The sequence below is a fragment of the Streptococcus sp. HMSC071H03 genome (genome assembly GCF_001813035.1).
Taxonomy (GTDB): domain Bacteria; phylum Bacillota; class Bacilli; order Lactobacillales; family Streptococcaceae; genus Streptococcus; species Streptococcus anginosus.
The window spans coordinates 17,385-41,579 of record NZ_KV811145.1 but is presented as its reverse complement, the minus strand read 5'-3'; the positions used below and the strand labels follow the sequence as shown (position 1 = coordinate 41,579).

21 protein-coding genes and 4 pseudogenes are annotated in these 24,195 nt (G+C 39.0%); 3 read left to right on the top strand and 22 right to left on the bottom strand.

Translation table 11 applies throughout. The features are described from left to right. The 6 genes and pseudogenes from HMPREF2887_RS10365 to HMPREF2887_RS01550 all read right to left on the bottom strand — a co-directional run. Positions 1-216 (bottom strand): annotated as a pseudogene (locus HMPREF2887_RS10365) (glutamate racemase); the annotation flags it as partial. 93 nt (positions 217-309) lie between these two features. Beyond that, positions 310-558: a YneF family protein gene (locus HMPREF2887_RS01570; RefSeq protein WP_003023631.1), complete on the bottom strand. Its 249-nt coding sequence runs from the start codon at positions 556-558 to the stop codon at positions 310-312. A gap of 54 nt (positions 559-612) precedes the next feature. Continuing rightward, a complete protein-coding gene (locus HMPREF2887_RS01565) occupies positions 613-1,863 on the bottom strand; it encodes a diaminopimelate decarboxylase (RefSeq protein ID WP_021001962.1) in 1,251 nt (416 codons plus the stop codon). Positions 1,864-1,970: 107 nt separating this feature from the next. Further along, positions 1,971-2,654, bottom strand: coding sequence for a Bax inhibitor-1/YccA family protein (locus tag HMPREF2887_RS01560; RefSeq protein ID WP_021001963.1), 684 nt, complete (start codon positions 2,652-2,654; stop codon positions 1,971-1,973). A 25-nt stretch (positions 2,655-2,679) separates the two neighbouring features. Next, a complete protein-coding gene (locus tag HMPREF2887_RS01555) occupies positions 2,680-3,171 on the bottom strand; it encodes an HDIG domain-containing metalloprotein (protein WP_021001964.1) in 492 nt (163 codons plus the stop codon). Positions 3,172-3,216: 45 nt separating this feature from the next. Then, positions 3,217-3,957: a TrmH family RNA methyltransferase gene (locus HMPREF2887_RS01550; RefSeq protein ID WP_021001965.1), complete on the bottom strand. Its 741-nt coding sequence runs from the start codon at positions 3,955-3,957 to the stop codon at positions 3,217-3,219. Between the two features lie 31 nt (positions 3,958-3,988). Between HMPREF2887_RS01550 and HMPREF2887_RS01545 the strand changes: the two genes are divergently transcribed. Beyond that, complete coding sequence (locus HMPREF2887_RS01545; protein WP_003023619.1) at positions 3,989-4,267, top strand: acylphosphatase; 279 nt, start codon at positions 3,989-3,991, stop codon at positions 4,265-4,267. Positions 4,268-4,346: 79 nt separating this feature from the next. Next, complete coding sequence (gene yidC, locus HMPREF2887_RS01540; RefSeq protein ID WP_003023616.1) at positions 4,347-5,264, top strand: membrane protein insertase YidC; 918 nt, start codon at positions 4,347-4,349, stop codon at positions 5,262-5,264. A 132-nt stretch (positions 5,265-5,396) separates the two neighbouring features. Here the strand turns inward: yidC and HMPREF2887_RS01535 are convergent, their stop codons facing one another. The 14 genes and pseudogenes from HMPREF2887_RS01535 to nrdR form a co-directional block, all read right to left on the bottom strand. After that, on the bottom strand, positions 5,397-5,861 hold the full coding sequence (locus HMPREF2887_RS01535) for an 8-oxo-dGTP diphosphatase (RefSeq protein ID WP_021001967.1): 465 nt from the start codon (positions 5,859-5,861) through the stop codon (positions 5,397-5,399). Positions 5,862-5,937: 76 nt separating this feature from the next. Then, positions 5,938-6,420: a transcription elongation factor GreA gene (greA, locus tag HMPREF2887_RS01530; RefSeq protein WP_021001968.1), complete on the bottom strand. Its 483-nt coding sequence runs from the start codon at positions 6,418-6,420 to the stop codon at positions 5,938-5,940. Positions 6,421-6,870: 450 nt separating this feature from the next. Further along, positions 6,871-8,477 (bottom strand): annotated as a pseudogene (mltG, locus tag HMPREF2887_RS01520) (endolytic transglycosylase MltG). Between the two features lie 114 nt (positions 8,478-8,591). Next, complete coding sequence (locus HMPREF2887_RS01515) at positions 8,592-9,086, bottom strand: GNAT family N-acetyltransferase (protein ID WP_021001970.1); 495 nt, start codon at positions 9,084-9,086, stop codon at positions 8,592-8,594. Then, positions 9,083-9,607 carry a GNAT family N-acetyltransferase gene (locus tag HMPREF2887_RS01510; protein ID WP_057489786.1) on the bottom strand — a complete coding sequence of 175 codons (525 nt, stop codon included), beginning with the start codon at positions 9,605-9,607 and terminating at the stop codon, positions 9,083-9,085. Before HMPREF2887_RS01510 ends, HMPREF2887_RS01515 begins: the two co-directional genes overlap by 4 nt. Further along, positions 9,597-10,928, bottom strand: a complete 1,332-nt coding sequence (gene murC / locus HMPREF2887_RS01505; RefSeq protein ID WP_021001972.1) for a UDP-N-acetylmuramate--L-alanine ligase — start codon at positions 10,926-10,928, stop codon at positions 9,597-9,599. The genes HMPREF2887_RS01510 and murC overlap by 11 nt, the downstream gene beginning before the upstream one ends. An 80-nt stretch (positions 10,929-11,008) precedes the next feature. Beyond that, positions 11,009-11,647, bottom strand: coding sequence for a divisome accessory protein ZapJ (locus tag HMPREF2887_RS01500; protein WP_021001973.1), 639 nt, complete (start codon positions 11,645-11,647; stop codon positions 11,009-11,011). A gap of 41 nt (positions 11,648-11,688) precedes the next feature. After that, entirely contained in the window at positions 11,689-14,799 is a 3,111-nt protein-coding gene (locus HMPREF2887_RS01495) for a pilus expression-regulating Snf2 family helicase (protein ID WP_021001974.1), read from the bottom strand. A gap of 80 nt (positions 14,800-14,879) precedes the next feature. Then, positions 14,880-15,218 carry a hypothetical protein gene (locus HMPREF2887_RS01490; RefSeq protein WP_003041516.1) on the bottom strand — a complete coding sequence of 113 codons (339 nt, stop codon included), beginning with the start codon at positions 15,216-15,218 and terminating at the stop codon, positions 14,880-14,882. Between the two features lie 92 nt (positions 15,219-15,310). Further along, positions 15,311-16,621, bottom strand: a complete 1,311-nt coding sequence (der, locus tag HMPREF2887_RS01485) for a ribosome biogenesis GTPase Der (protein ID WP_021001975.1) — start codon at positions 16,619-16,621, stop codon at positions 15,311-15,313. A 337-nt stretch (positions 16,622-16,958) separates the two neighbouring features. After that, complete coding sequence (locus HMPREF2887_RS01480; RefSeq protein WP_021001976.1) at positions 16,959-17,672, bottom strand: NADPH-dependent oxidoreductase; 714 nt, start codon at positions 17,670-17,672, stop codon at positions 16,959-16,961. Then, the gene (dnaI, locus tag HMPREF2887_RS01475; protein ID WP_021001977.1) at positions 17,669-18,568 is read right to left on the bottom strand and encodes a primosomal protein DnaI; all 900 of its coding nucleotides are present in this window, start codon (positions 18,566-18,568) and stop codon (positions 17,669-17,671) included. The genes HMPREF2887_RS01480 and dnaI overlap by 4 nt, the downstream gene beginning before the upstream one ends. Next, positions 18,569-19,716 (bottom strand): annotated as a pseudogene (locus HMPREF2887_RS01470) (DNA helicase). Beyond that, a pseudogene (gene nrdR, locus HMPREF2887_RS01465) lies at positions 19,717-20,189 on the bottom strand (transcriptional regulator NrdR). A 165-nt stretch (positions 20,190-20,354) separates the two neighbouring features. Between nrdR and HMPREF2887_RS01460 the strand changes: the two are divergent. Beyond that, complete coding sequence (locus tag HMPREF2887_RS01460; RefSeq protein WP_021001979.1) at positions 20,355-20,951, top strand: hypothetical protein; 597 nt, start codon at positions 20,355-20,357, stop codon at positions 20,949-20,951. 46 nt (positions 20,952-20,997) lie between these two features. Here the strand turns inward: HMPREF2887_RS01460 and HMPREF2887_RS01455 are convergent, their stop codons facing one another. Both HMPREF2887_RS01455 and HMPREF2887_RS01450 read right to left on the bottom strand, forming a co-directional pair. Next, on the bottom strand, positions 20,998-21,813 hold the full coding sequence (locus tag HMPREF2887_RS01455; RefSeq protein WP_021001980.1) for an endonuclease/exonuclease/phosphatase family protein: 816 nt from the start codon (positions 21,811-21,813) through the stop codon (positions 20,998-21,000). A 16-nt stretch (positions 21,814-21,829) separates the two neighbouring features. Beyond that, on the bottom strand, positions 21,830-24,019 hold the full coding sequence (locus HMPREF2887_RS01450) for a PTS transporter subunit IIBC (protein ID WP_084740366.1): 2,190 nt from the start codon (positions 24,017-24,019) through the stop codon (positions 21,830-21,832). Between the last annotated feature and the right edge of the window lie 176 nt (positions 24,020-24,195).

Sequence of the window (24,195 nt, the reverse complement as noted above, 5' to 3'; positions counted from 1 at the left end):
GGCAAGAACAATCATTTTGACATTTTTAGTTAAGAGAAATTGCACTAATTGCCATGTATATTCGCGAATCTGATCTGCTGGTCTTGGTCCATAAGGCGCACGTGCAGAATCACCGATATAAATCACTTCCTCATGTGGAAGCTGCCGCATCAGTTCGCGAACAACTGTCAAACCGCCCACGCCTGAGTCTAAAAAACCAATTGGTCGATTATCCATAAGTTCTTCTTTCTAAAGAAGGGACTGGGTGCAAGGCCCAAATCCCCATTCAGTTATCTCTTTAAAAATCAAATTTTATACTGTTTGAACAGCTTATTTTTTCTTTTTAGCATTTTCAAGTGCTGCTTTTTGTTGATTTTTAATTTGACGATACACTTGTTGTACCTTTGCTTCATTTGGTTTTTGTCCATTTGCAGATAGCATTGTACGAACCGCATCAATATTCAAACGTGGATTGTCTGCAAATTCTTTTTCAATTTGTTTGCGAACTAGATACATTCCAGCGAGCATGCCACCAAAGAAAGCCAGAATAATCAACAAAATAGCTAATAGTAAATTCATAAATATGTAATCCTCTTTTCCCTTTTTACATCTTCTTATTATATCAAAAATTGTCTATTTTTCAAAATCAAAGCCATACAAAGTTGCGAAGTAATCCTCTGGTATTTCAGCACGCCGAATCATTCGTACACCGCCGTCTTCTTCCAGTAAAATTTCAGCTGAACGAAGTTTAGCATTGTACTGATAACCCATTGAAAAACCATGTGCTCCTGTATCGTGAATCACTAAGGTATCCCCAATATTAGTAATCGGCAGTTCGCGCTGAATGGCAAATTTATCATTATTTTCACAAAGACTGCCGACCACATCCACTATTTCTGTCGGTCCGTCTGGGTGATCCATATTTGTAATATGATGATAAGCGCCATACATAGCAGGACGCAGCAGGTTCACTGCTGAAGCATCTACACCAATGTAAGTGCGATAAGTCTTCTTTTTATGCAATACTTTCGTCACCAATAACCCATGAGTGGCCAGCATAAAACGTCCCAGTTCCGTAAAAATTTTAACCTTTCCTAAACCTGCAGGTATTAAAATTTCCTCATAAACTCGGCGAACTCCTTGCCCAATCGCTAAAATGTCATTTGCTTTTTCTTCTGGACGATAAGGAACGCCTACTCCGCCTGAAAGATTGATAAAATCCAGGTCCACATTGGTCTCAGCTACGACCTCAACGGCTAATTCAAATAGCTGACGGGCTAATTCAGGATAATAATGATTCGTAACAGTATTAGAAGCTAATAAGGCATGAATCCCAAATTTTTTAACGCCCAAATTTTTTAAATCTTTAAATGCTTGGATGAGTTGTTCTTTGGTCATCCCGAATTTGGCTTCTTCTGGAGAATCCATAATATCTGTTCCCAACTCAAATACACCGCCTGGGTTATAGCGGCAAGAAATGATTTCTGGAATGCTCGCCACTTCCTGTAAAAATGCAACATCTTCATAAGCATCAAGATTGATAGTAGCTCCCAATTCACGCGCAAATTGTATTTCTTCTGCAGGCGTATCATTGGACGAAAACATCATGTCATTTCCTGAAAAGCCTACTTTTTGGCTCATCAAAAGTTCTACATAGCTGGCACAATCTACTCCACAACCTTCTTCTTTCAAGATTTTCAAAATAGTCGGATTCGGAGTTGCTTTCACTGCAAAATACTCTTTAAATCCTTGATTCCAAGAAAAGGCTTTCTGAAGCGCACGAGCTGTCTCACGAATTCCTTTCTCATCATATAAATGAAATGGAGTTGGAAATTGAGTTGTGATTTCAGCTAACTTTTCGCGACTAAGAAATGGTTCTTTCATAGCAAGTCTCATACTTTCTTTTCATTTGCTTTATTATATCATAAAAGAAGAAGCCATAGCCATAAAAAAAAAGAAGCTGGAATCAGTCCAACTTCTAATTCTTACTTTTAATTATCTCTTCCAAAAATACGAAGAATGCTGAGGAACAGATTGATAAAATCAAGGTAAAGGCTTAAGGCGAGTGAAACTGCCCAACCAGCTGCTACATTTCCGCCTGATTGCTCATAGACATAGCGGATTCGTTGATTATCCCAAGCAATCAATCCAGAGAAGATAATCACACTAATAATGCTAATGATGAAATCTAGTCCAGAACTTCTAAGGAAAATATTCACCAAACTAGCGATGATAACTCCAATTAGACCTGCAATAAAGGATCTGCCCAGACCAGAAAGATCTTTTTTGGTAAATTTCCCAATCAATGCCATAGCAAAAAACATCGCTGAAGAAGTAATGAAGGCTGCTAAAACCGTTGCTTGTGTGTAAAGAGCCAACACTAAACTAATCGTAAAGCCATTTAAAGCCGAATAAACTAGAAAAGTTGGCAATGCAGCTGGATTGTTTTTGGCAGACATTCCTGAAGCTACCCAGACAAGAACTAACTCAGCAAAAATTGCCAAATAAAAAATCCAACTATTCGCCATTATTACTGAATAAATCACATCTTGAAATATTGTTAACATCAAAGCCGAGACAAGGGCAGAAATGCCAATCCCCATACCGACTAATGAATAAACTTTAGCGTAAAAACTATTGATACCACTATTTTCTTGAATAACTGTATTGTTCATAAGCTCTCTCCTTTATTATGATATGTTACGATTTTAACATTTTTCGATGAAAAAGTCTTCTTTTAGCCATTCTTTTCCGAACTGGCGCCATGGCTTCCTTGATCGCCCAGTATTTATCCACCATGGTGACAATATAGCCTTCTTTATACCGTGGTGGTGCCAATGTTGCTCCCCACATGTGTTTGATAATGATGTCTTCTTCCACTTTATTTAAATTGGTTACTTTCCGTGCATTTCGTACTGCTAAGCGAGGGTGTACCCAAGCATGACTTTTATTAAATTTCGTTTCCCGCCAATCATAATAAAACATATCGTGCAGAAGTCCGCCACGTGCGGTACTTTTTGCATCCCAACCTAATTTTTTAGCAATTTTATAACTCGTATAACTAACATGAATCGAATGCTCCAAGCGATTGGAATAAATATGATGTGTTATGGTTTTTAATTTCTGGACGCGTGGTTGAGCAATCAATTGTCCAACATGATCCATATACTCTTTATCTTCTCTATAAAGCATAGAACCACCTCCATGTGCTTTAAATTATAAATATATTTCTAAATTTTAACTTAAAGAAAAGATGAGAATTCCTGCTGCCACGGCGACATTTAAACTCTCAGCTCGTCCTTTCATCGAAATATGAATGAGGTAATCAGCTGCTTCTGCCATTTCAGAACTAATCCCCTGACCTTCATTTCCCAACACAAGAGCAAAATCCGACAGTGGTGCTAACTCCCGATAATCCATCGAATCTTTTGAAAGTGTCGTTGCCAATATCGGAAATTGTACTTGTTTAGCAAGGTCAAGAAAATCTGCTGTTTTTACTCGATAAATAGGCAAATGAAAATGACTGCCTTGCATGGAACGCAGAGTTTTCAGATTGTAAATATCTGCTGAATGCTGCGAAATAAACACCCCGTCATAACCAGCCGCATCAGCTGTTCGGATAATCGTGCCCACATTCCCCGGATCCTGCACATCTTCTAAAAAGAGATATTTCCCTTTGAGAACTGAAGGAATCGTCGCTTCCTCAAAAGCAAGCTCTGCTACAATGCCCTGCGGTGTTTTGGAATCAGCTAAATCCGCCAAAATTTCTGCCGTCACTACATAAACTTGAGGAAAATCCTGCACTCTGTCAACAAATTCTTCTAAAACAAAGATATGCCTAATTTTAGCTTGTGCATTGACTGCTTCTTCAAATAAATGCCAACCCTCAATTAAGTATGAGTCTTTCCGATATTTTTTTTGAAGTAATTTTTTAGTATTTTTTACCACATTATTCGCTTTTGAGGTTATAATATTCATAGAACTATTATATCACAAAAAGGAGGTTCACATGCAAAAAGTAAGAATGATTGCACAAGGTCGCGTGCAAGGAGTTGGCTTTCGTTGGGGTGTTTACACACTTGCCACAGAAATTGGCGGTATCACAGGGCGTGTCTGGAATAATGAAGATGGTACCGTAGAGATTTTGGCGCAAGCAGAAAACTCTGCCCTTATGGCAAAATTTATCCAAGAAATCCGCAAAGGGCCAACGCCATTTTCAAAAGTCAACTATTTAGATGTTACAATGACGAATTTTGAATCCTATTCAGATTTTAAAATTGCAAATTAAGTCCTAAGAACTATTGTATATTTAGGAAAAAAACAGTAGAATAGAAAGGTATTATTTTTTAGAAAAAGGAAACAAACACGTGAAAAAATTAAATCGTATTTTATTCTCAGGATTAGGGTTATCTATGCTTCTGCTGCTCTCAGGATGTGTGCAAGTAAAAGATGGTAAGCCTGCTGGGTTTGTCTGGGATATCATTGGAAGACCAATGAGCCTTGCCATTCAGTATTTTGCTAATAACATGGGGCTAGGTTTTGGTGTTGCTATTATCATTGTTACCCTGATTGTGCGGCTGATCATTTTGCCACTAGGACTTTATCAATCATGGAAAGCAACCTATCAATCTGAAAAGATGAACTACTTGAAGCCTATTTTTGAGCCTATCCAAGAACGTATGAAAAATGCTGAAACACAAGAAGAAAAACTGGCTGCTCAGCAAGCACTCATGGCTGCTCAAAAAGAAAATGGTGTCAATATGCTCGGAGGTATCGGATGTCTTCCTCTCCTGATTCAATTACCATTTTTCTCTGCCCTTTATTTCTCTGCTCAATACACTGAAGGAGTAGCTAAGAGTGTCTTCCTAGGAATTCCACTCGGAAAAGCCAGCATTCTTCTCACCATTATCGTCGGAATTTTGTATTTCATTCAATCTGCTTTGACCCTTGTCGGCGTTGATGAGGTTCAAAAAGAGCAAATGAAGAAAATGATGTACATGAGCCCGCTCATGATTGTCATCTTCTCGTTCACAGCTCCAGCAGGTGTTACACTTTACTGGGTAGTCGGTGGTTTCATCATGATTATCCAACAATTGATTATCAATCATTACATCCGTCCTCAACTCAGAAAACGCGTAGCTGAAGAATACAAAAATAATCCACCTAAAGCCATTAAAAATTCTGGTCGTAAAAAAGATGTGACACCTCAAGCACAGGCCGTTATTGAAAATAGAAAACAAAATAAAAAGAAAAATCGTAACGCTGGGAAACAACGTTCAAGATAAACAAAAAGGCTGGAACAATCATTCCAGCTTTTTGCTTGCCATTCAATCAGAAAAGCATCTCACTATATGAAATAGTCCTTATCTTTTCAAACATCAACTTGAACGATAGAATATTCTCATTTAAACATAAAATTACCAAAATTCGCGAACAAAATCATTTTCTAAGCGTTCACTATAGAACAATTCTGACAATGATTTGTCATCAAAAATACGTAGCAAATTTTTTAAATCATAAGCCAATTCGAGAGTGTCCAAGTCTTCACGCGCCACCCACCTAACTTCACCTTCTTCTGATGAGCGGAGATGTCCTGAAAATTCATTTGTGCGATAAAGAAAGACCAGATAACGAATACCTTCCGCCGTGTACCAATGTTTCATACCAACCAGTCTAGGACGATGGATTGTTAATCCCGTTTCCTCATATACTTCACGCACAACTGCTTGGTGGAGACTTTCTTTTTCTTCTATATGTCCGCCAGGTAGAGCTGCTCCTGACCAAGAATACCGTTTTGGGTCCCGAATCTGCATAACAATACGATTCTGATCATCTTCAATCAGACACATGTTGGTTAAAATCACTTGGGACTGATGGGACATATTTCCCTCCTCTATGTCTTACTGAGACGCGCCCCGTGATTGTGATGATACCATGGGGCTCGTTTTCTTTTTTTAATTATGCTGTTTTTTCGACTTTTAGGATTTTTACATCATAACTACCAATAGGTGTTTCAACTGTAGCTGTGTCACCTGTTTTCTTGCCAATTAGAGCTTGTCCAATAGGACTTTCATTAGAAACCTTTCCAGCAAAAGCATCTGCTCCTGCTGCACCCACAATCATATAGACTTCTTCATCCGTTTCACCAACTTCTTGAATCGTAACGGTCTTACCAATAGCAACTTCATCTTGTGCTACTGCATCACTATCTACAATTTCAGCATAGCGAATCTTGGTTTCCAGACTTGAGATTTGTCCTTCAACAAAAGCCTGTTCATCTTTGGCTGCTTCATACTCACTGTTTTCTGATAAGTCACCATAAGAACGAGCAATTTTAATACGTTCTACCACTTCTGGACGGCGAACTAGTTTTAATTCTTCTAATTCTTTTTCAAGTTTTTCCTTTTCTTCAAGGGTCATGGGATAAGTTTTTTCTGCCATTATTTTTTCTTCTTTCTATTTTTAAAATAAAGAGGGAGTGGGACAGAACTCAGCTTGAAAATTTTAGTTCCTAGTCTCACCCCCGCAGGGTTGCTCAACAGTCTCCCAGACTGTTGAGGTGGTGGATAAAGAAAACAAAGTTTTTGTCAAAAGTGTTCTACCAAGCTTGAAAAACAAACAACTTTGAGATTTGCTTTACAAGTTCTATCCGCCACCTCAAAGCAATGCTTTGAGCAATCAGTAGCTGCGTCGTTGGTTTATTATAACTATATACTTTATACTTTGAAGCTGGAAACTTTCGTCCCAGCTTCTTTTTAATATTCGCTTGCTTTGCAAGGTGCATTCTTCAACTAGTCTAAAATACGCTTGTAGCAATCTTTTTAGACTTATACATCATTGCTCAGAAGTAGAACAAAATCAAGTTTTAAAAGTTACGTTTGTCCCACTTCTCTAATTCGAACTACTTGATTGTGTCAATTTACTATTAACATGTTCTTGAACATTTTTTCATGTTCTTCATAGGTATTTGCGAAATAAACATTTCCTGTTTCTGTATTGGCTACGAAGTAAAGATAATCCGTTTTGGCTGGATTAACAGTCGCTTCAATAGCAGAAAGACTAGGATTGTCTACAGGACCAGGCATTAAACCGGTATTTTTATAAACATTGTAAGGCGAATCAATATTAGTATCAATCGCAGCGTCTTCTGCTAAGGTTGTCTTTTGACCAAGCTTCCCTTGAGCATACAAAATTGCAATATTACTTTGCAAAGGCATGTTTTGATTTAAACGATTGTAAAAGACACTTGCGATGTTTTTTCGGTCTTGATCTGTTGAACCTTCTTTTTCAACCAAGGACGCAATTGTCAAAACATCATGCACAGTCAAGTTCTTTGAGGCTAAAACATCATAATATTGCGACATGGTTTTATCCATTGCTGCTAACATTTGGTCAATGAGCGTTTCAGCAGTTATGCTGTCGGTCACATTGTAAGTAGCAGGGAAAAGATAGCCTTCTAAGCGATACTTAACACCGCTCTCTTTTTTAGCTAAATTGCCTAATAAGTTTGGATATTTTGTAGCTTCCTGAGTGATAAAATTATCATCTTGCACTTTCTTTAAGAACGTATCCGAAGACAATTTATTTTTCTTCAACTTCGCAATCGTTTTTGCAATTTGGTCAATGGTATATCCTTCTGGAATGGTTAATTTTTCCATTGAAGGATCCTGCGGAGTATCCGTTCCACCTTGCTGTAGCTTTTTAGCAATCGTATCCAAACTCATGCTCTTTTGCAGATTGTAATAACCCGATTGGAAATCTGCATAGTTATTAAACTTAGCATAATAGCTAAAAATCTGAGCATTTTTGATCAAACCAGCTTTTTCCAAGACCGTTCCAATTGCTTTGGTGCTCGATCCAGTCGGAATCTTAACCGTCACATACTTTGTATTTTTCGCATCAACTGGTTGTAAAGCTGATGTAACATAGCGATAAGCAAAAAAACCAGTTAAACCAATCCCTAAAAGTAGCAAAATTAAGACCGTTTTGACGATTTTTCCGGCAATTTTATTTTGACGCTTCTTCGTGTTAATCGTTTGAGCAGTCCGATTTGAACGAGAAAGTTTCTTTGTATCTTGCTCCGTTCCGTAAACTGCAGGTTGAACTAATTCTTTTGGAACCTTGGTTTCTTCAACAGCCTGATTGGTTGGGTAAGAAACAGGGACTTTCGTCGTATGAGTATTAAACTCTTTTTCTTCTTCCCTAGCTACTGCTTCGGCTTCTATTTGTTCAATGGTTGGAAGGGGACTTTCTAAAGGAGCTGGCTCTGGTTCGCCACTTTCTTCTTTTTGAACTTTTGGTATATCCTTTTCAGAAGCAGTTGCTTTCTCTTCTTCCTGTGCAGAAGGAAGCACAGATTGACCCAAACCTAACTTTTCCTGCAAGTCATTAGATTCTTCTACAGGTTTTGGTTGTTCAGTTCCCTTTGCTTTAGCCAAGTCGCGCAGAATCTGCTCTTTAAAACTCAGCCCTTCTTTTTCTTGTGAATCTTCAGCCAAATAGTTGACCTCCTTGTTCAATATCCCTACTATTATATCTTAAAAGATAAAGAAAAGCAATAAGAGAATGCCTTTCTTTCAAGCATTCTACAGAATAATCAATTCTTTTCTCCACTATTTGGGAGTTTTCCAAAGCATATCATACCAGACTTCACCTGCATAGGTAGATTGGGATACGCCCTCGTTGATAAAACCATGTTTTTCATAGTAAGCGACCAAATAATCATGACAAGTTAAGTTGATTCCCAAACGCTGGTCGCGAATAGCAATATCCTTCATTGCATTCAACAAACTGCGACCTAATCCCATATTCTGAGCATTTTTATCAATAGATAAACTGGTCAACGAAATATAATGGTCTGTCAAATGACTATAATCTTCTACCTCAGAAGTAAAGGATTGATCTACTAAATGGCGTTCTGGACGAACAGGTCCTTCAAGGTAGCCTAAAATCTGACCGTCTCGTTCAGCTACTAAGAAACTGGTTGTTAGTTTTTGGATATGGGCTTCCAAAATCTCTCGACTCAGAGCTTCTTCTGGTCCAAAGTTTTCCCATTCAATAGTCGTAATAGCATCCAAATCTGCTAAATTTGCCTGTCTAATCTTCATTTTCCCTCCTTAAAATATGGATTATCCCAAACAAGTTCATATAAAATAGCATGGCTATCTCCCCTTTCAGAAATTCCTTCATTTATGAAAGCATTCATTTCGTAGTAAGAAATCAACTCATCCGAACAAACCAACTGAAGACCTTTTTGATTTTGTGCAACAGCTATTTCTTTGTAAGCAGCTAAAAGCAAAGTTCCCAGTCCCTGCTCTTTAAAATCTAGATGAATGGATAAGCGCTGAATCGTCATAAAATCAGAATCTTGCTGCCACTTTGACGAATTGTCTATCATTTCCTTTGTCAAATGACGTGAAAAAACGGCTGCCCCTACAAGGTAGCCAGCTATTTTCTCATTTAATTCCGCTATTAAAAAGTTCGTTTGCCCCTGTTCAATCCATTTTTGGATTGTTTCTGCACCAGCTGCTTCTGTGGAAAAATTCGCCTCCTCAATCGCAACGATTGCCTTCCAATCTTCCAAAGAAGCTTCTCGAAGGGCGACTTGTGGTATTAGATTACTGGACATTGCTTGTCAAATTGGATAGCAAACGTTCAAAAGAATATTCATAGGTTTGAATATCCCCAGCTCCCATGAAAACATAAACAGCATTTGGGTGTTCTAACAATGGCGAAACATTGTCAACAGTAATAATTTCTGCCTTTTTGATAATTTTTTCAGCTAAATCTTCTACTTTGACATCTCCGTGGTCCACTTCACGCGCAGAGCCATAGATTTGCGCCAAATAAACGGCATCGGCTTGATTCAAAGCTTCGGCAAATTCGTCCAAAAGCGCAATGGTTCTGGTAAAAGTATGTGGTTGGAAAATCGCAACAATTTCTTTACTTGGATATTTCTGGCGAGCTGCGTCCAAAGTCGCAATAATTTCAGTTGGATGATGCGCAAAATCATCAATAATTGTTGTCCCATTAACCACTTTTTCAGTAAAACGACGTTTCACACCACCAAAAGTGACTAAATGCTCCCGAACTAAATTTAAGTCAAATCCAGCTGTGTACAATAAACCAATAACAGCTGTTGCATTCATAATATTGTGGCGACCAAAGCTAGGAATCTTGAATTCTCCTAATTCTTGCCCACGGAAAGAGACTTTAAAGCTAGAGCCTGTCGTAGAACGGAGTAAGTCATGAGCGATAAAGTCATTTCCTTCCTTAAAGCCATAGTAATAAATAGGAGCGTTAGCTGTGACTCGGCGCAATTCTTTGTCTTCACCGTAAACAAATAACCCTTTGCTAACCTGTTTAGCATAATCATTAAAAGCATTGAAAACATCTTCTAAGCTGGTGAAATAATCTGGGTGGTCGAAGTCAATATTCGTGATAATTGAATATTCAGGATGATAAGGCATAAAATGACGTTCGTATTCATCTGCTTCAAATACAAAGTATTTCGCATTTGCAGAGCCGCGCCCCGTCCCGTCACCAATCAGATAACTGGTATCCGTAATGTTTGACAAAACGTGTGCCAACATACCCGTCGTTGATGTCTTTCCATGTGCCCCTGCCACTCCCATGCTGACAAAATCACGCATGAAAGTTCCCAGAAATTCATGGTAGCGCTTATAAGCAATTCCATTTGCATCAGCATAGGCAATTTCAATATTATTATCCGGACGAAAAGCATTTCCTGCAATGACTTCTACATCTGCTTGAAGGTTTTTTTCGTCAAAAGGCAGGATTTTAATCCCTGCTTGCTCTAAGCCACGTTGTGTAAAATAATATTTCTCCACATCGCTTCCCTGAACGTGATGTCCCATTTGATGCAGCATCAATGCTAAAGCACTCATTCCAGAGCCTTTAATCCCGATAAAATGATAGGTTTTTGTCATAATTTCTCCTTAAATACTAAGAGCGTTAAATTTAGTGAAACCAAGTTCACACAAAAATAATTGCTCTTGTCAACGTTCGATTATTTTTCTTCCAGCCGTGTTAAATTTAGCTCTTGCGCTATCCGGCGCTCTCTTTGGCTTTGCAATTCTTTTTTATTGTAAATTTGACTTGTTTTTAAAAAGTCATAATTATTTTTAGCTTTTTTAGGTAATTCATTTGGTTGATGTACAGAAGGCTCCGTCTTGATATCTGCCAAAATATATTGGTCCTGTTTCAAATTCCGACTATATTTTGCCAGTTCACTACCATTTCCCTTTTGGAAAAATGCTGTTGGTTGATGTGAAATAGCTGTGTTACCATTCGTAACGGCAGGATAAGAGCGCTTTTTAGAAGTAAAATCCGATGTCAAATAAGCTGCCGAACGTTTCTTTTTCAAATCCGCTCTGGCTTCTTCTCTAGCCAATTCAGCATAGCTTTTTGGGGCAGGTTTGGCGACTTCATCAGACGGAATAGCTGAAGTTGCTTGGTAAGCTTTTCCTTCTTTTACTTGACTATCTGCAATTTTCTTTACAATTGGTTCCCATTCTAAATAATTTTTATCAACATAGTCACCATTAATATTGCTGATAAGATCACTTTCATCGTAAAGATTCATACGCGGCATTTCTGATAGCATGACTTCATCGTCAGAAATCAATGGAAAAGATTTTTCTTTCATTAGCACATTTCCTTTCAACACCTCATTATAACCTATTGGTGCTATTTTTCAAGTGTTTCTGTAGAAATTCCTAGAATTTCTCGTATTTCAGCAACGGTTAGGCTGTTACGGGATTCTGTTCCATCTAGGATAGTTGATACGAGATGGCGCTTGCTTTCCTGCAATTCTTGAATTTTTTCTTCGATTGTGCCTCGCGTAATCAGGCGATAGACTTCTACATTTCTTTCTTGACCCATACGGTGAGCTCGACCAATTGCCTGAGACTCTACTGCTGGATTCCACCAAAGGTCAACTAGAATAACGGTATCTGCACCTGTCAGGTTTAAGCCAACGCCACCAGCTTTTAGGGAGATTAGAAAAGCGTCTCCTTCCCCATTGTTGAAAGCATTTGTCATCTCTTGGCGCTCTTTTGCTGGTGTAGAACCTGTAATTTTAAATGCCTCCATTTTCATCTTTTTCAATTCTTTTTCGATAATGTCTAGCATACCTCGGAATTGAGAAAAGATTAACACACGGTGGCTTCCTGTCTGAATCTGCTCTAATAGTTCTAGCAGGCTTTCTAGTTTACCACTCTCGCCATGATAATCTTCCATAAAGAGCGCTGGGGTATCACAGATTTGGCGCAAACGCATCAAGCCGGATAAAATTTCCATTTTGCTGCGATTGAGTTCTTCCTCTGTAGAAGCAAGCACGCGCTCCTGCATTTGTTTTAACTGCGCTAGGTAGATAGCCTTTTGACTATCTGCCAGTTCATTGCGATAAGACACTTCGATGAGATCTGGTAATTCTTGCAAGACATCTTCTTTCTTTCGACGCATGACAAATGGTTTGATAAAACGAGCGACAGTTTCTGCAGGCAGTTTCAAAAAGTTCTTTTTGCTAGGTAATAATCCTGGCAAAACAATTTGAAAAATAGACCATAATTCGCTGAGGTTATTTTCAATCGGCGTTCCAGAAAGAGCAAAGGTATTTTTGACCTCAAAATTTCGTAAATGATGAGCAATCTTGGTCTGTGCATTTTTCATGACCTGCGCTTCATCTAAAAAGAGATAATCGAAGTTCAATTGACTATATTCTTCAACATCTTGACGGAAAGAAGCATAGCTTGTAATCATCACCTGATGACCTTCTGCAATCAAGTTATCTCTGACTGGCTTTAATCCATAAATGACCGCTACATCCATTTCTGGCGCAAATTTTGCAAACTCATCCAGCCAATTGTAAATTAAACTAGACGGAGCCAAAATCAAAACGTTGGTCTCTTTTTTTAGCTGACTACTTAAAAAGGCAATGGTTTGAAGGGTTTTCCCAAGCCCCATGTCATCTGCTAAAATACCGCCAAATCCATAATGGTGAAGCATAGACATCCATTTGACACCCGTTTCTTGGTAATCACGCAAAGTTGCTTCCACTTTTAACGTTGGTAGCGCAAATTCCTCTGGATGCGTCAAATCAAAGGCTAAATGGCGAAATTCCTCCGAAAAGCTAACTTTTTCTTGATCTTTAAACAATTCAGATAGCTGATAAGCAGCAATCCGCTGCGTTTGGAAAATGCCGTCTTTTCCTTTTTTAACTCGTAAATCCTGTAAGGTTTTGCTGACTCTTTTTGTTTCTTCATCAAAAACGAGCACCTTGCCAGAGCGACTGATGAAATAATCATTAGCCGAAAAAAGAGCTTCTAACGCATCGTCTACTTCTGTCTGGTCAATACTTGTAAAGTCAAACCCGATATCCAACAAGCCACCATTTGTCTGAACAGAAACTGCTGGTCTTTCCACTTGGTACAAGGCTGTCAGGCTTTCTGCTACAAATACCTTTCCCAAGCGCCTAAAACGAGGGAGAATGGACGTAAAAAATGAATAAATCTCTTGTGGTTGCAATGGTGGACGAGTGCTTGTGAAATCTGCTTCAAAGCCAGCAGACAGAGCTTGTTGAAAAACCTTTTGTTCTAACTGGAAATCGCTGGCAAATGGTAGTTCTTCCAACTTAAAACGAGTATCCACAACACGATTTCCATAGTCAAACTGGATTTTGAGACGAATTTCCTGAGTATCCAATAACTCGAAATCAAACAGTGGAGTAAACGTATGAATGACTAAACTTTCTGGTGCGTGAATAGAACCGACTTTGCCAAATTCTAATAGTCCTGAAGCTAGTTTTGCTTGATCGCTTGTATCAAATTGAAGGCGTTTTTTGCGATCGGTATCCACAGGCAATTCTCGAATCACCTGAATCATCCGCTTTTGTTGATCTGTCAGTTGATAGAAATGATCCCCATAAAAAATAAAGTCACCACCATATAGGATTTTATAATTTTGCTCTGTAATGGTGAGTTCGAAATAATCCAAATTTTCCTCTACTGTAAAATCATAGATGCCTACTTCAGCATGCAAATCTTGGAAAAAGACTTTGTCATAGTCATAAAGACTATATTCCAAGCGAAAATGCGGCAAATTCATGAGTCGATTTACGCCTTCTTCAAACAGACTAGACGGAAAATAAAGATGTCTAGCTGCATTTGGAAAGATAAAAGAAGCATCTTGATCTTGCTGATAAGAAACAAGTCCTCGTAAAAACTGGATCACCTCTTGACTAGCTTCATCAAAAGCAGCCAATTGCATTTTTTCATAATAGTGCTTGCCGATTTGATAATAATCGCCTTTTTCAACAATCTTTAAAAAAGCACGAATATCCCGGATAACATAGGAGCGCTCATCTGGTAAACGACTGATGCGCAAGGTCCACAAAAATTGTCCTGTATAATCATCTTCTTGCCCGACCGCAGACAGTTCATAGTGAACGGCTACTTCTTCTGTCTGGAGGATTTTATCCAAGAAGAGACTGCCAAAAGAGACCTTCGTTTGAGTTTCTTCTGAAGTTGTCTGTTCTTCTTCCAGATTTGCCAAAACGACTTTCCCTTCAGGATCATTTTTTAGAAAATATTCTAATCCTGCAAGATGAGCACAATATTTCTTTTTTTGAAAAAAATCACAGGCACAAAAAATGGCTTCGTCGTCCAAGCTATATCGCAGATTGTGACTTTCCACTCGGCTGTAAATCATCTGATCTTTCACTTTGAGAATTTCAATTTTCCCTGCTTCGTAAAGGGCAATTCCTTCCGTCCGAATCTTCCCAGGAATCAATTTTGCCATAAGTACCACCTTTATTTTATCTATTCATTATACCATATTTTCAGCATAAAGAAAAAAAGCAAGGTTCTCCTCGCTTTCTTTTAGAAAATGTCCTCGTTGAGCTTTTTATAGCATTTAGTGCGTGCAATCAACACTTTCATAAAACCGACTAGCAATATTGTATTTCCTATTACTAAGAATACTAAAAGGAGCCAAATTCCCAGTAAAAGTATAGAGAATTTTGTTATCATCAACCAAATGACGCCCAATGTTATAGCAGCCAAGAAAAGATGTGCAATTCCTACAACTATCAAACTAAAAAGTGATAACCAATAGCGAAAACCAAACGGTTTGTACTTTCTATCATCATAATGAATATTCACATAAGCTGCACTTGCAATTCCAATGAGCACCACTTTAGCAATATTTATCCAATTCATATTTCTTTCTCACATAAGTACGTTAGACTAGTTATCTTGTACTGTACCACTTCTACTATTTTTATGTTCAGCCTTGTTTAGTTAGTTCCGCCCTACTTCCGCTTTCTGGCAATGAGATGAATTGGTGTTCCTTCAAATACGAAAGCTTTGCGGATTTGGTTTTCTAGGAAGCGCATATAAGAAAAGTGCATGAGCTCTTCTTCATTGACGAAAATAACAAAGGTTGGCGGTTTAGTCGCGACTTGTGTCGCATAGAAGATTTTCAGCCGTTTCCCTTTGTCGGTCGGTGTCGGATTAATCGCAATGGCATCCATGATGACGTCGTTGAGAACAGCTGACGGAATGCGAGTATTTTGACTTTGACTAATTCTCTTAATCATGCCTGGCAATTGATGCAAACGTTGCTTAGTCAGAGCTGATACAAAGACAATCGGTGCATAAGAGAGATACTGAAATTGGTCGCGAATATCGGCTTCCCAATTTTGCATGGTCTTGTTATCTTTTTCCAGCGTGTCCCACTTGTTAACAACGATAATAATTCCTTTACCTGCTTCATGAGCAAAACCAGCAATCCGCTTATCATACTCGCGAATCCCCTCTTCAGCATTGAGCACCATGAGCACAACATCGGAACGGTCAATGGCTCGCATAGCTCGCATAACAGAATACTTCTCTGTATTTTCATAGACCTTACCTGACTTACGCATACCCGCTGTATCAATCATAGTAAATTCTTGTCCCTCATCGTCCGTAAAGACCGTATCAATCGCATCACGAGTAGTACCAGCCACAGGACTAGCAATAACACGATCTTCTCCTAAAATCGCATTGATTAGGCTAGACTTGCCGACATTGGGACGACCGATGAGGCTGAATTTAATCATGTCTGGATTTTCAGCTGCTTCTTCATTGGGGAGATTTTCAACAATGGCATCCAGGACATCTCCTGTCCCAATCCCATGAACGGAAGAAACGGGATAAGGATCACCCAAACCAAGCGCATAAAAATCAAAAATTTCACTGCGCATCTCTGGATTATCTACTTTATTGACCGCTAAAATAATTGGCTTGTGGGTCTTGTAGAGCATGCGAGCCACATATTCATCCGCATCTGTAATACCTTCTTTTCCAGACACCACAAAAACGATGACATCCGCTTCCTCCATAGCAATCTCTGCTTGGTGCTTGATTTGCTCCATAAAAGGTGCATCTACGTCATCAATCCCGCCTGTATCAATCATGCTAAACTTGCGATTCAGCCAATCAGCCGTTGCATAAATACGGTCTCTGGTTACTCCTTCAACATCCTCAACAATCGAAATCCGCTCCCCGGCAATCCGATTAAAAAGCGTTGATTTGCCGACATTAGGACGGCCGACAATGGCAATGGTTGGTAAAGCCATAGTGTTCCTCTTTCTGTTTCAAGAAGCTGGGACAAAATGCTCAGCTTCGCTTGTTTATGTAGTTATAATTACAGGGCGCAGCGGTTTGGAGAAACTCTATTGACTTTAGGCAATTTAGAATTTCCCATGTACAATTACTAGACAATTAGTGCCAATCAAACACTGCTAAGTGAGGTCTAATGCGCTGATAAATCAGCTTTTATATCCCTTTTGACGTCAAGTTTTACTTGAGTTTTTTTCCAACCTCGGAAGGTTTCCCAAACCTTTCGAGCTGTGCGGGGTGAACCAACAAAATCGAATTTCTTCAAAATGACCTTTTTGTCTCACTCCCTTTATTTTACAATAATTTCTTGTCTTGCAATAGATCCTGACTAGCAATATTAGGCTTTTGACCAAATTGCTTCGCTAGTCGCTCGCTCCATGTATCTGTTGCACGCTTCCCAGCATAGTCTGCCTGAATCTGATCATAAGCCTGAATAACAGACGCATCCTGTTCTTGATAGTTTTCTTCAAAAACGACTGTTTCATACGGCAGGCGTGGTTTAACAGCATGGTACTGATCCGACTTTCCCAAAGCCATTCCAAAAATAGGGTATGTATAATCTGGTAAATTAAACAGCTCCGCTATTTCCCTAGAAGCATAGCGAATCAAGCCAATGATGACCCCGCCATATCCCAGACTTTCAGCCGCCAAAAGAGTATTCTGCGCGACCAGACTAGCGTCAACAGAACTAATCAGAAGATTCTCCACTCCTTGTGAGTAAAAGGTATCCGTATGAAGTCGCACACCTTTCTCAGCTCGATTGAGGTCTCCGATAAAAAGAAGAAAAACAGACGACTGACGAATAGCCTCCTGAGGCACCAAATCAAACAAAGCTACTTTCTTTTCTTGATTGCGAACAACAATAATCGAATAAGATTGGAAATTCTTCCAGCTAGAGGCTGCTCGACCAGCATCAATAATCGCCTTCAAATCCTCATCTGAAATCTGCTCATCTGTAAAACGACGAACAGAAGTATGCTTTTTCATCAAATCAATCGTTTCATTCATCGGCGATTTTCTCCTTCCAGACGAACTTCCTCTGCTAAGAATTTTATTCTTTCCATGACACGACGAGCCTGCCAAGTTTCATCTCCGTTTTTGGATGTCGCAAAATGCCGTTCCAAATCCGCAAAATTAAAATTCGATGTAAAGAAAGTTGGCAAATTTTCCTGCATCCGGTGCTGTAAAATAACCTGCAAAATCTCATCTCGCATCCACGGACTTGATTGCTCCGCACCAATATCATCCAAAATCAATACTTGCGCTACTTTTACTTCATCAATCTTTTCCTTAACGAGACCAGAAGAAATAGCATTCTTTACATCCAAAACAAAACTAGGATAATGAAGCAAGGTCGTGGAAACACTGCGTTTTTCCGACAAATCATGTGCTAAGGCTGCCATCATGTAACTTTTTCCCACGCCAAAATCACCATAAAGGTAAATCGCTTTTTTGTAGTTTGGATAATCTGCCACAAAATTCGTCAGCAACTCAAAAGCCTTGTAACGACCAACATCGTCCAAATCCACTTTTGCCAAACTAGCTTCCTTGAGACTAGCCGGAAGACTAATTAAATTTAACCGTGCATTGATAGTTGCTTGTTTCTGCGCTTCGACTAGTTCTGGAGTTTCTTCATAAGAAACGTCTGCATACCCCTCATTCTTCACCAATATCGGCTTATAGCCTTTGGCAATATACGCTTTATCACCTAGCAAGAAACGGTTTCGCTCAGAAATATACTGATTAAACTTAGAAATGCTTCGTTTGATTTCAGCAGGTGTCAATCGCTCAGACTGGATAAAAGCCGCCACATCTGGATCGGCAACGATTTGTTTCACCAACTCTTCATAGTCAAATTGACGAGCTTGTTTCCTATGCGCCATCGTTTGTCCAACACTCTCCATCTAGTCACCTCCTTGGTCTAATTTCGCTAAAAGTTTTCTCTTTTGCTCCTCTAGCTCAGCCTGCTTTTCAGCACTTGTTTCATTCTTATAGTCAGGATTGCTCCAGTCGGGAACATTGCTCTTTGAAGTAGCCGTTTGATTTGCTTTTTTGCTTGGTTGTTGATTTCGCTCACGAATCCACAAAACTGCTTCTTCTGCTGATGCCACCTCCTGATATGAAAAGTCATTTGCTACTTTCAAAGCGTATTTTTCATTGAGATTAGCCGAATCCACTTTGTTAAAAGTCAACAGCAAAATCACATTGATCACTTCATCTAACAGTCCCAAATTTGCCAATTCTTGCAAACACTGACGTTCTCCTCGTGTGATTGTCGCATGCTTTGTTTTTTTGATTTCTGCCAAAAACTGCATGGCTGACCTACTCTTAGCCTCTCGAATAATCGTTTGTTCAGCATTAGAAAATCCACTTGCAGCAGGCTTTTGATTTAATTTTTGCTTCATTCGCTTGGTTGAAATCACATGACCGACAGCCGTTTCCTTAGCCAACAAATAGGTCTCATACCAAGTCCAATTTTGTTGCTCTGAAATAGCAAAGAGTACCAGCAAATCTTCTTTTTCGTTTTCAAAACGCAAGTTTTCTCGCGCCATCAATTGTTTAAAGTAATCCAAGTCAAAATGATTCTGTTTTGATTGCGGCTCTACCTTTGCATCTTCCACTTGAAAAATCTCTGACAGCTTCACATCTTGCTTCTCACCACTTGGGTGACTAGGCAACAAAGCTTCTACTGCAGCTTCACCAATCTTCTTTTCTAACAGACGCTTGTAAACAGGATTGCTTAAAAACTCACCAGACGATAATGTGGGCTGCAAATAGACCTGAAAATGATTCTCTGCATGATAAAGCTCTACTAACTGCATAGCGGACAACATTTCTAAACTTTTTTGCAAGGCATTCATCCCCAGATTGAGATGATTCAAATGTGCCCAAAAGTATAAGATGATTTTCCATTATCCCAAAAAGCAAGAAAATACTGATAGATAGAGGTTGCATGAAACCCTAAAATTGGCAAATATAGACGAATCAAATTGGTGCTGTCCTGACTAATCAGATTATTCTTCACAAAAGAAAATTGATCATTCGGTTTCATCTATTGTTCCTTTTTCTTTTTCGCTGTTTTTGTAATCTGTTTCAAGAGGCTTTCCAGCTCGCTCACATCTTTAAAGCTACGATAAACACTAGCAAAACGAACATAAGTAATTTCATCTAAATCCGCCAACTCTTCCATAACCAAACCACCGATATACTCGCTTGCGATCTCATTTTCATTACTACTGCGCACTTTTTGCTCAATTCGGCTAACAATTGCTTCAATCTCATCACTAGAAACAGGACGTTTTTGCGCCGAACGAATGATTCCATTAAAGATCTTATCTCTTGAAAATTGTTCTCTCGTGCCATCTTTTTTACGACAACAAGTGTCCGTTCTTCTACACGTTCATAAGTCGTAAAACGATATTGACATTCATCACACTCACGACGACGACGAATTGTGTTGCCATCTTCTGCTTGCCGACTGTCAATAACACTTGATTTACTACCACCACACTTAGGACAACGCATCTGCTTCCCTCCTGAATTCTTAATACTTCATTATACCATGTTTTAAGAAATAACAAAAGATAGGAACTTCCTCACGAAAACATATAATAATCCGTTATCCTATTTACTTCTCTCAAGAAATTTTATATAATAATTGTAAACGTTATCATTTCAAGGAGAATTATAATGAAAAGATTTTTTTCTGTTGCCTTTTTTAAAGACAAAAAGAATATTGCTATTCTAGCTTTAATTGTTCTTTTGTTGGTTTCCTTTTCTACCAAAGGAAACCAGCGCGAAAATGGAGAAGAATATAAAGTACAGATTCAAAAATTAACAAAAAGCAATGAAAAAGCCGCTAAAGATTACAAAGCATTAAAAAATGAGTTTGACTCCTACAAAAGAGAAAACGAGCAATATATTGCTATAGGTAGAAAAGAGAAACAGGCAAAGAAGGAGAAGGCCGCTGAGGAAGAGAAGAAAAAGGAAGCGGAAAAAGCTAAGCAAGAAAAAGCAGCAAAAGAACAAGAAATAGCTAAACAAGCGGAAGAAAAACGAAAACAAGAAGAAGCAGCTGCCGCTCAAGCGCAGCAACAACAAGAGGCTGCTGCAGCACAAGAAGCTCAACAGCAGGAACGAACCGTTTATGTAGCTCGTAACGGAACTGCTGAGGTTTATTGGTACAGTATAGATAATATGCCACGCAATACACGGTTTGACAGAGTAGTCACCATGACTGAAGCCGATGCTATCAATGCTGGAAAACGCCACACCTCTAAAGAATGACAATCAAAAACGGGAAGTTTTATCTTGAACTTCCCGTTTTTGATTGTTAAAATGCAACTTCTGCTTCTAACCCAAAATGGTCACTAACGACAGGTGTTGCTTTGCCGTCAAAAACAACAGCAGATTTTTTAACGTTAAAATCTTTACTCGTAAAGATATAATCAATTTTTAGAGCATCCTTGTTTCCAACCCAGCCGGCAATATCGCCTTCAACTGTTGCGGTGCCAACGACTGTAGCAGCAACGGCATGACTGTCTTGCAAAGCAAGTGGACTTTTTAGAATGTACTGATAGCCCTCATAACCGACAGGATTGTTAAAATCTCCCATCAATACTAGAGGCATATCGCGTTGCAACAATTCTTTTTCTACTTGTCCCCATTCTTCTTGGAATCCTTTGTCCCACCAAGAAAGATGACAGGAAGTCACCGTTACAAGCCGTCCATCAACTTCTGTTTCTGCTAAGAGGACTTTTCTAGTGTGATAATCCGTTGGATCGTTGGCATCTGAAACCAATAACTCACTTGGTTTCAACGGCTTTAAGGATAAAATAGCGACTCCCTCATGAAACCGATCAAAACCAATATGATTATAAGCCCAAGACCAATGATAAATAAGACCTTTCTCTATCAATCTCTCCACGAGACAATGCGCAAAGTGGTCTTTATGAATCGCAATGGCGCCATCTACCGCATGATAAAATGGAGCCTGAACAACCTGTTCAGACTCCATTTCTTGATTGACTTCCTGCAGGCAAATGACATCATATTTTTCTTGAAGAATCCGCTCAGCTAGTTGATCTAGCTTTTTTTCTTGCTCATCTTCCATCCAACTATGAGTATTTAAAGTCAGGAATTTTGCCATGATTTCTCTTTTCTATTTACAATTCTACTTTAGCAACAACTGTTTTCGCTGCTACTTTGCCGAATGTTTCAACAGTTACAGATTTAATAGCTTGTGCATTTGTGAAGACAACAACTGTTGAAGTTTCACGACCTGCTGCTTTGATAGCTTCTAAATCAGCTGTCACAAGAAGATCACCTGCTGTAACTTTTTGCCCTTCTGCAACATGCACTTCAAATGGTTTACCTTCAAGACTGACCGTATCAAGTCCGATATGAACAAGCACTTCAAGACCATTATCAGTCAAGAGACCAAGAGCATGTTTTGTAGGGAAAATGCTTGTAATCGTACCTGCTACTGGTGAGTAGATCTTGCCATTTTCAGGTTCAACAGCAAATCCGTCACCCATCATTTTTTGAGAGAAGACTGGATCTTTGACATCTGTAATCGCAATCACTTCACCGTCTGCGACTGTCTCAACTTCTTCTGTCACGCCTTTGTAGCTCGCTTCGGCAGCTTGTGAAGCTGTCATTTGGCTCGGAAGAGTTTCAGGAATCACTTCGCCTGAGTCAAGTAAGTCTTGAATGTCAGATTTCAAAACATCCGCTTTCGGACCATAAATGGCTTGAACACCTTGACCTTTCATCACCAAGCCCATAGCTCCTTCGGCTTTCCATTGCTCTTCTGTACCAACTTTTTCTGCATCTTTAACAGTTACACGAAGACGTGTCATACATGCGTCAACATCAACAATGTTTGCACGTCCACCAAGAAGATTGATAATATTCACAGCTTGAGATGCTTCTGCTACTTTGCCACCAGCTGCGGCAGACGAAGAACTATCTTCTCCATCAGCTGTTTCATAGTTTCCGTTACGTCCTGGAGTTGCGTAGTTAAATTTCTTAATCATGAAGTTGGCAATAAAATACATTCCAACTGCAAAGAGCACTGTTACCCAAACAAAATTAATAATATCCATACCCAAACCAGCATTGATGGCTAGTGGAGTACGAGTCAGAAATTCGATTGAACCAAATGAGTGCATACGCAAGTGAACAATATCTGCCATAGCAAAGGCTAACCCTTGCACAACAGCATACACCAAATAAAGAGGTGTTGCAACAAACATAAACATGTATTCAATTGGTTCTGTAACACCTGTTAAGAAAGTTGCAAGTCCTGTTGCAATCATCATCCCTTTGTATTTATGTTTCTTATCATCATCTACATTTCGATAAATTGCAAAGGCAACCCCCATCAAAATACCAAATGAACCAATCATTTGCCCAACTTTAAAACGAGCTGGAGTAATACTATTTAGAAGATGTTGATATTGGTCAGCGTGTGAACCTTTTAAATTAACAAGGTCTGTTACCCAAGCCAACCATAATGGATCTTGACCAAATACAGTCGTTCCTTTAGCAGCCCCTGTCAACACTTCATATGTCCCACCTAATTGAGTATAGTTGATTGGAATTGTCAACATATGGTGAAGTCCAAATGGTAAAAGAAGACGTTCTAAAGTACCAAACAAGAATGGTGCGAGAATTGGAGCTGTCTTTTGAGAGTTAGCAATCCAAATACCAAAATTGTTGATTCCAGTTTGAACAACTGGCCAAAATACTGCAAGAATCAAAGCCACAATTGTAGAACGCAAAATAACAACGAATGGCACAAACCGTTTACCATTAAAGAATGAAAGCGCATCTGGTAATTTACGGTAATTATAATATTTGTTGTAAGCAGTTGCCCCAACAAAACCGGCGATGATACCAACAAACACCCCCATATTAAGAGCAGGAGCTTCAAGTACACTTACAAAATAATCAGCCACCTTAATGGTTCCACCAAAGACAGTTTTTACAGTAGCTCCTTGTTTTGTAAGAAGGTCTGAAGTTACTCCAAAAAAGACCCCTGTAATACGGTTAATTAAAATAAATGAAAGTCCGGCCGCAAATGCACCACCAGCACGTTCCTTTGCCCAGCTACCTCCAATAGCTAATGCAAACAAAATGTGAAGGTTTCCGATAACTCCCCAACCAATTTGCTCAAGAATACCGCCTGTTGTAACAAGAGCAGCTACGTTTGGATTGATCATTGGAATTGATTTACCAATACTGATCATCAAACCAGCCGCGGGCATTACTGCGATAACGACCATCAGAGCTTTTCCGAATTTTTGCCAAAATTCGAAACTGAATATGTTTTTGAATGTCTCTTTCATCATTCATATCTCCTTATAAAATTTTCCGCAAGCGCTTTCCGCAAACGTTTGCATTTATTTGACTCTTTAATTATATCATATATTTCTATTTTGTAAAGCGTTTTTATATAATATTTTAAAAATTTTTCCTATTTCTTGCTTACAAATTGTAATAGACTAGGGAAATACGCCCATTAGAA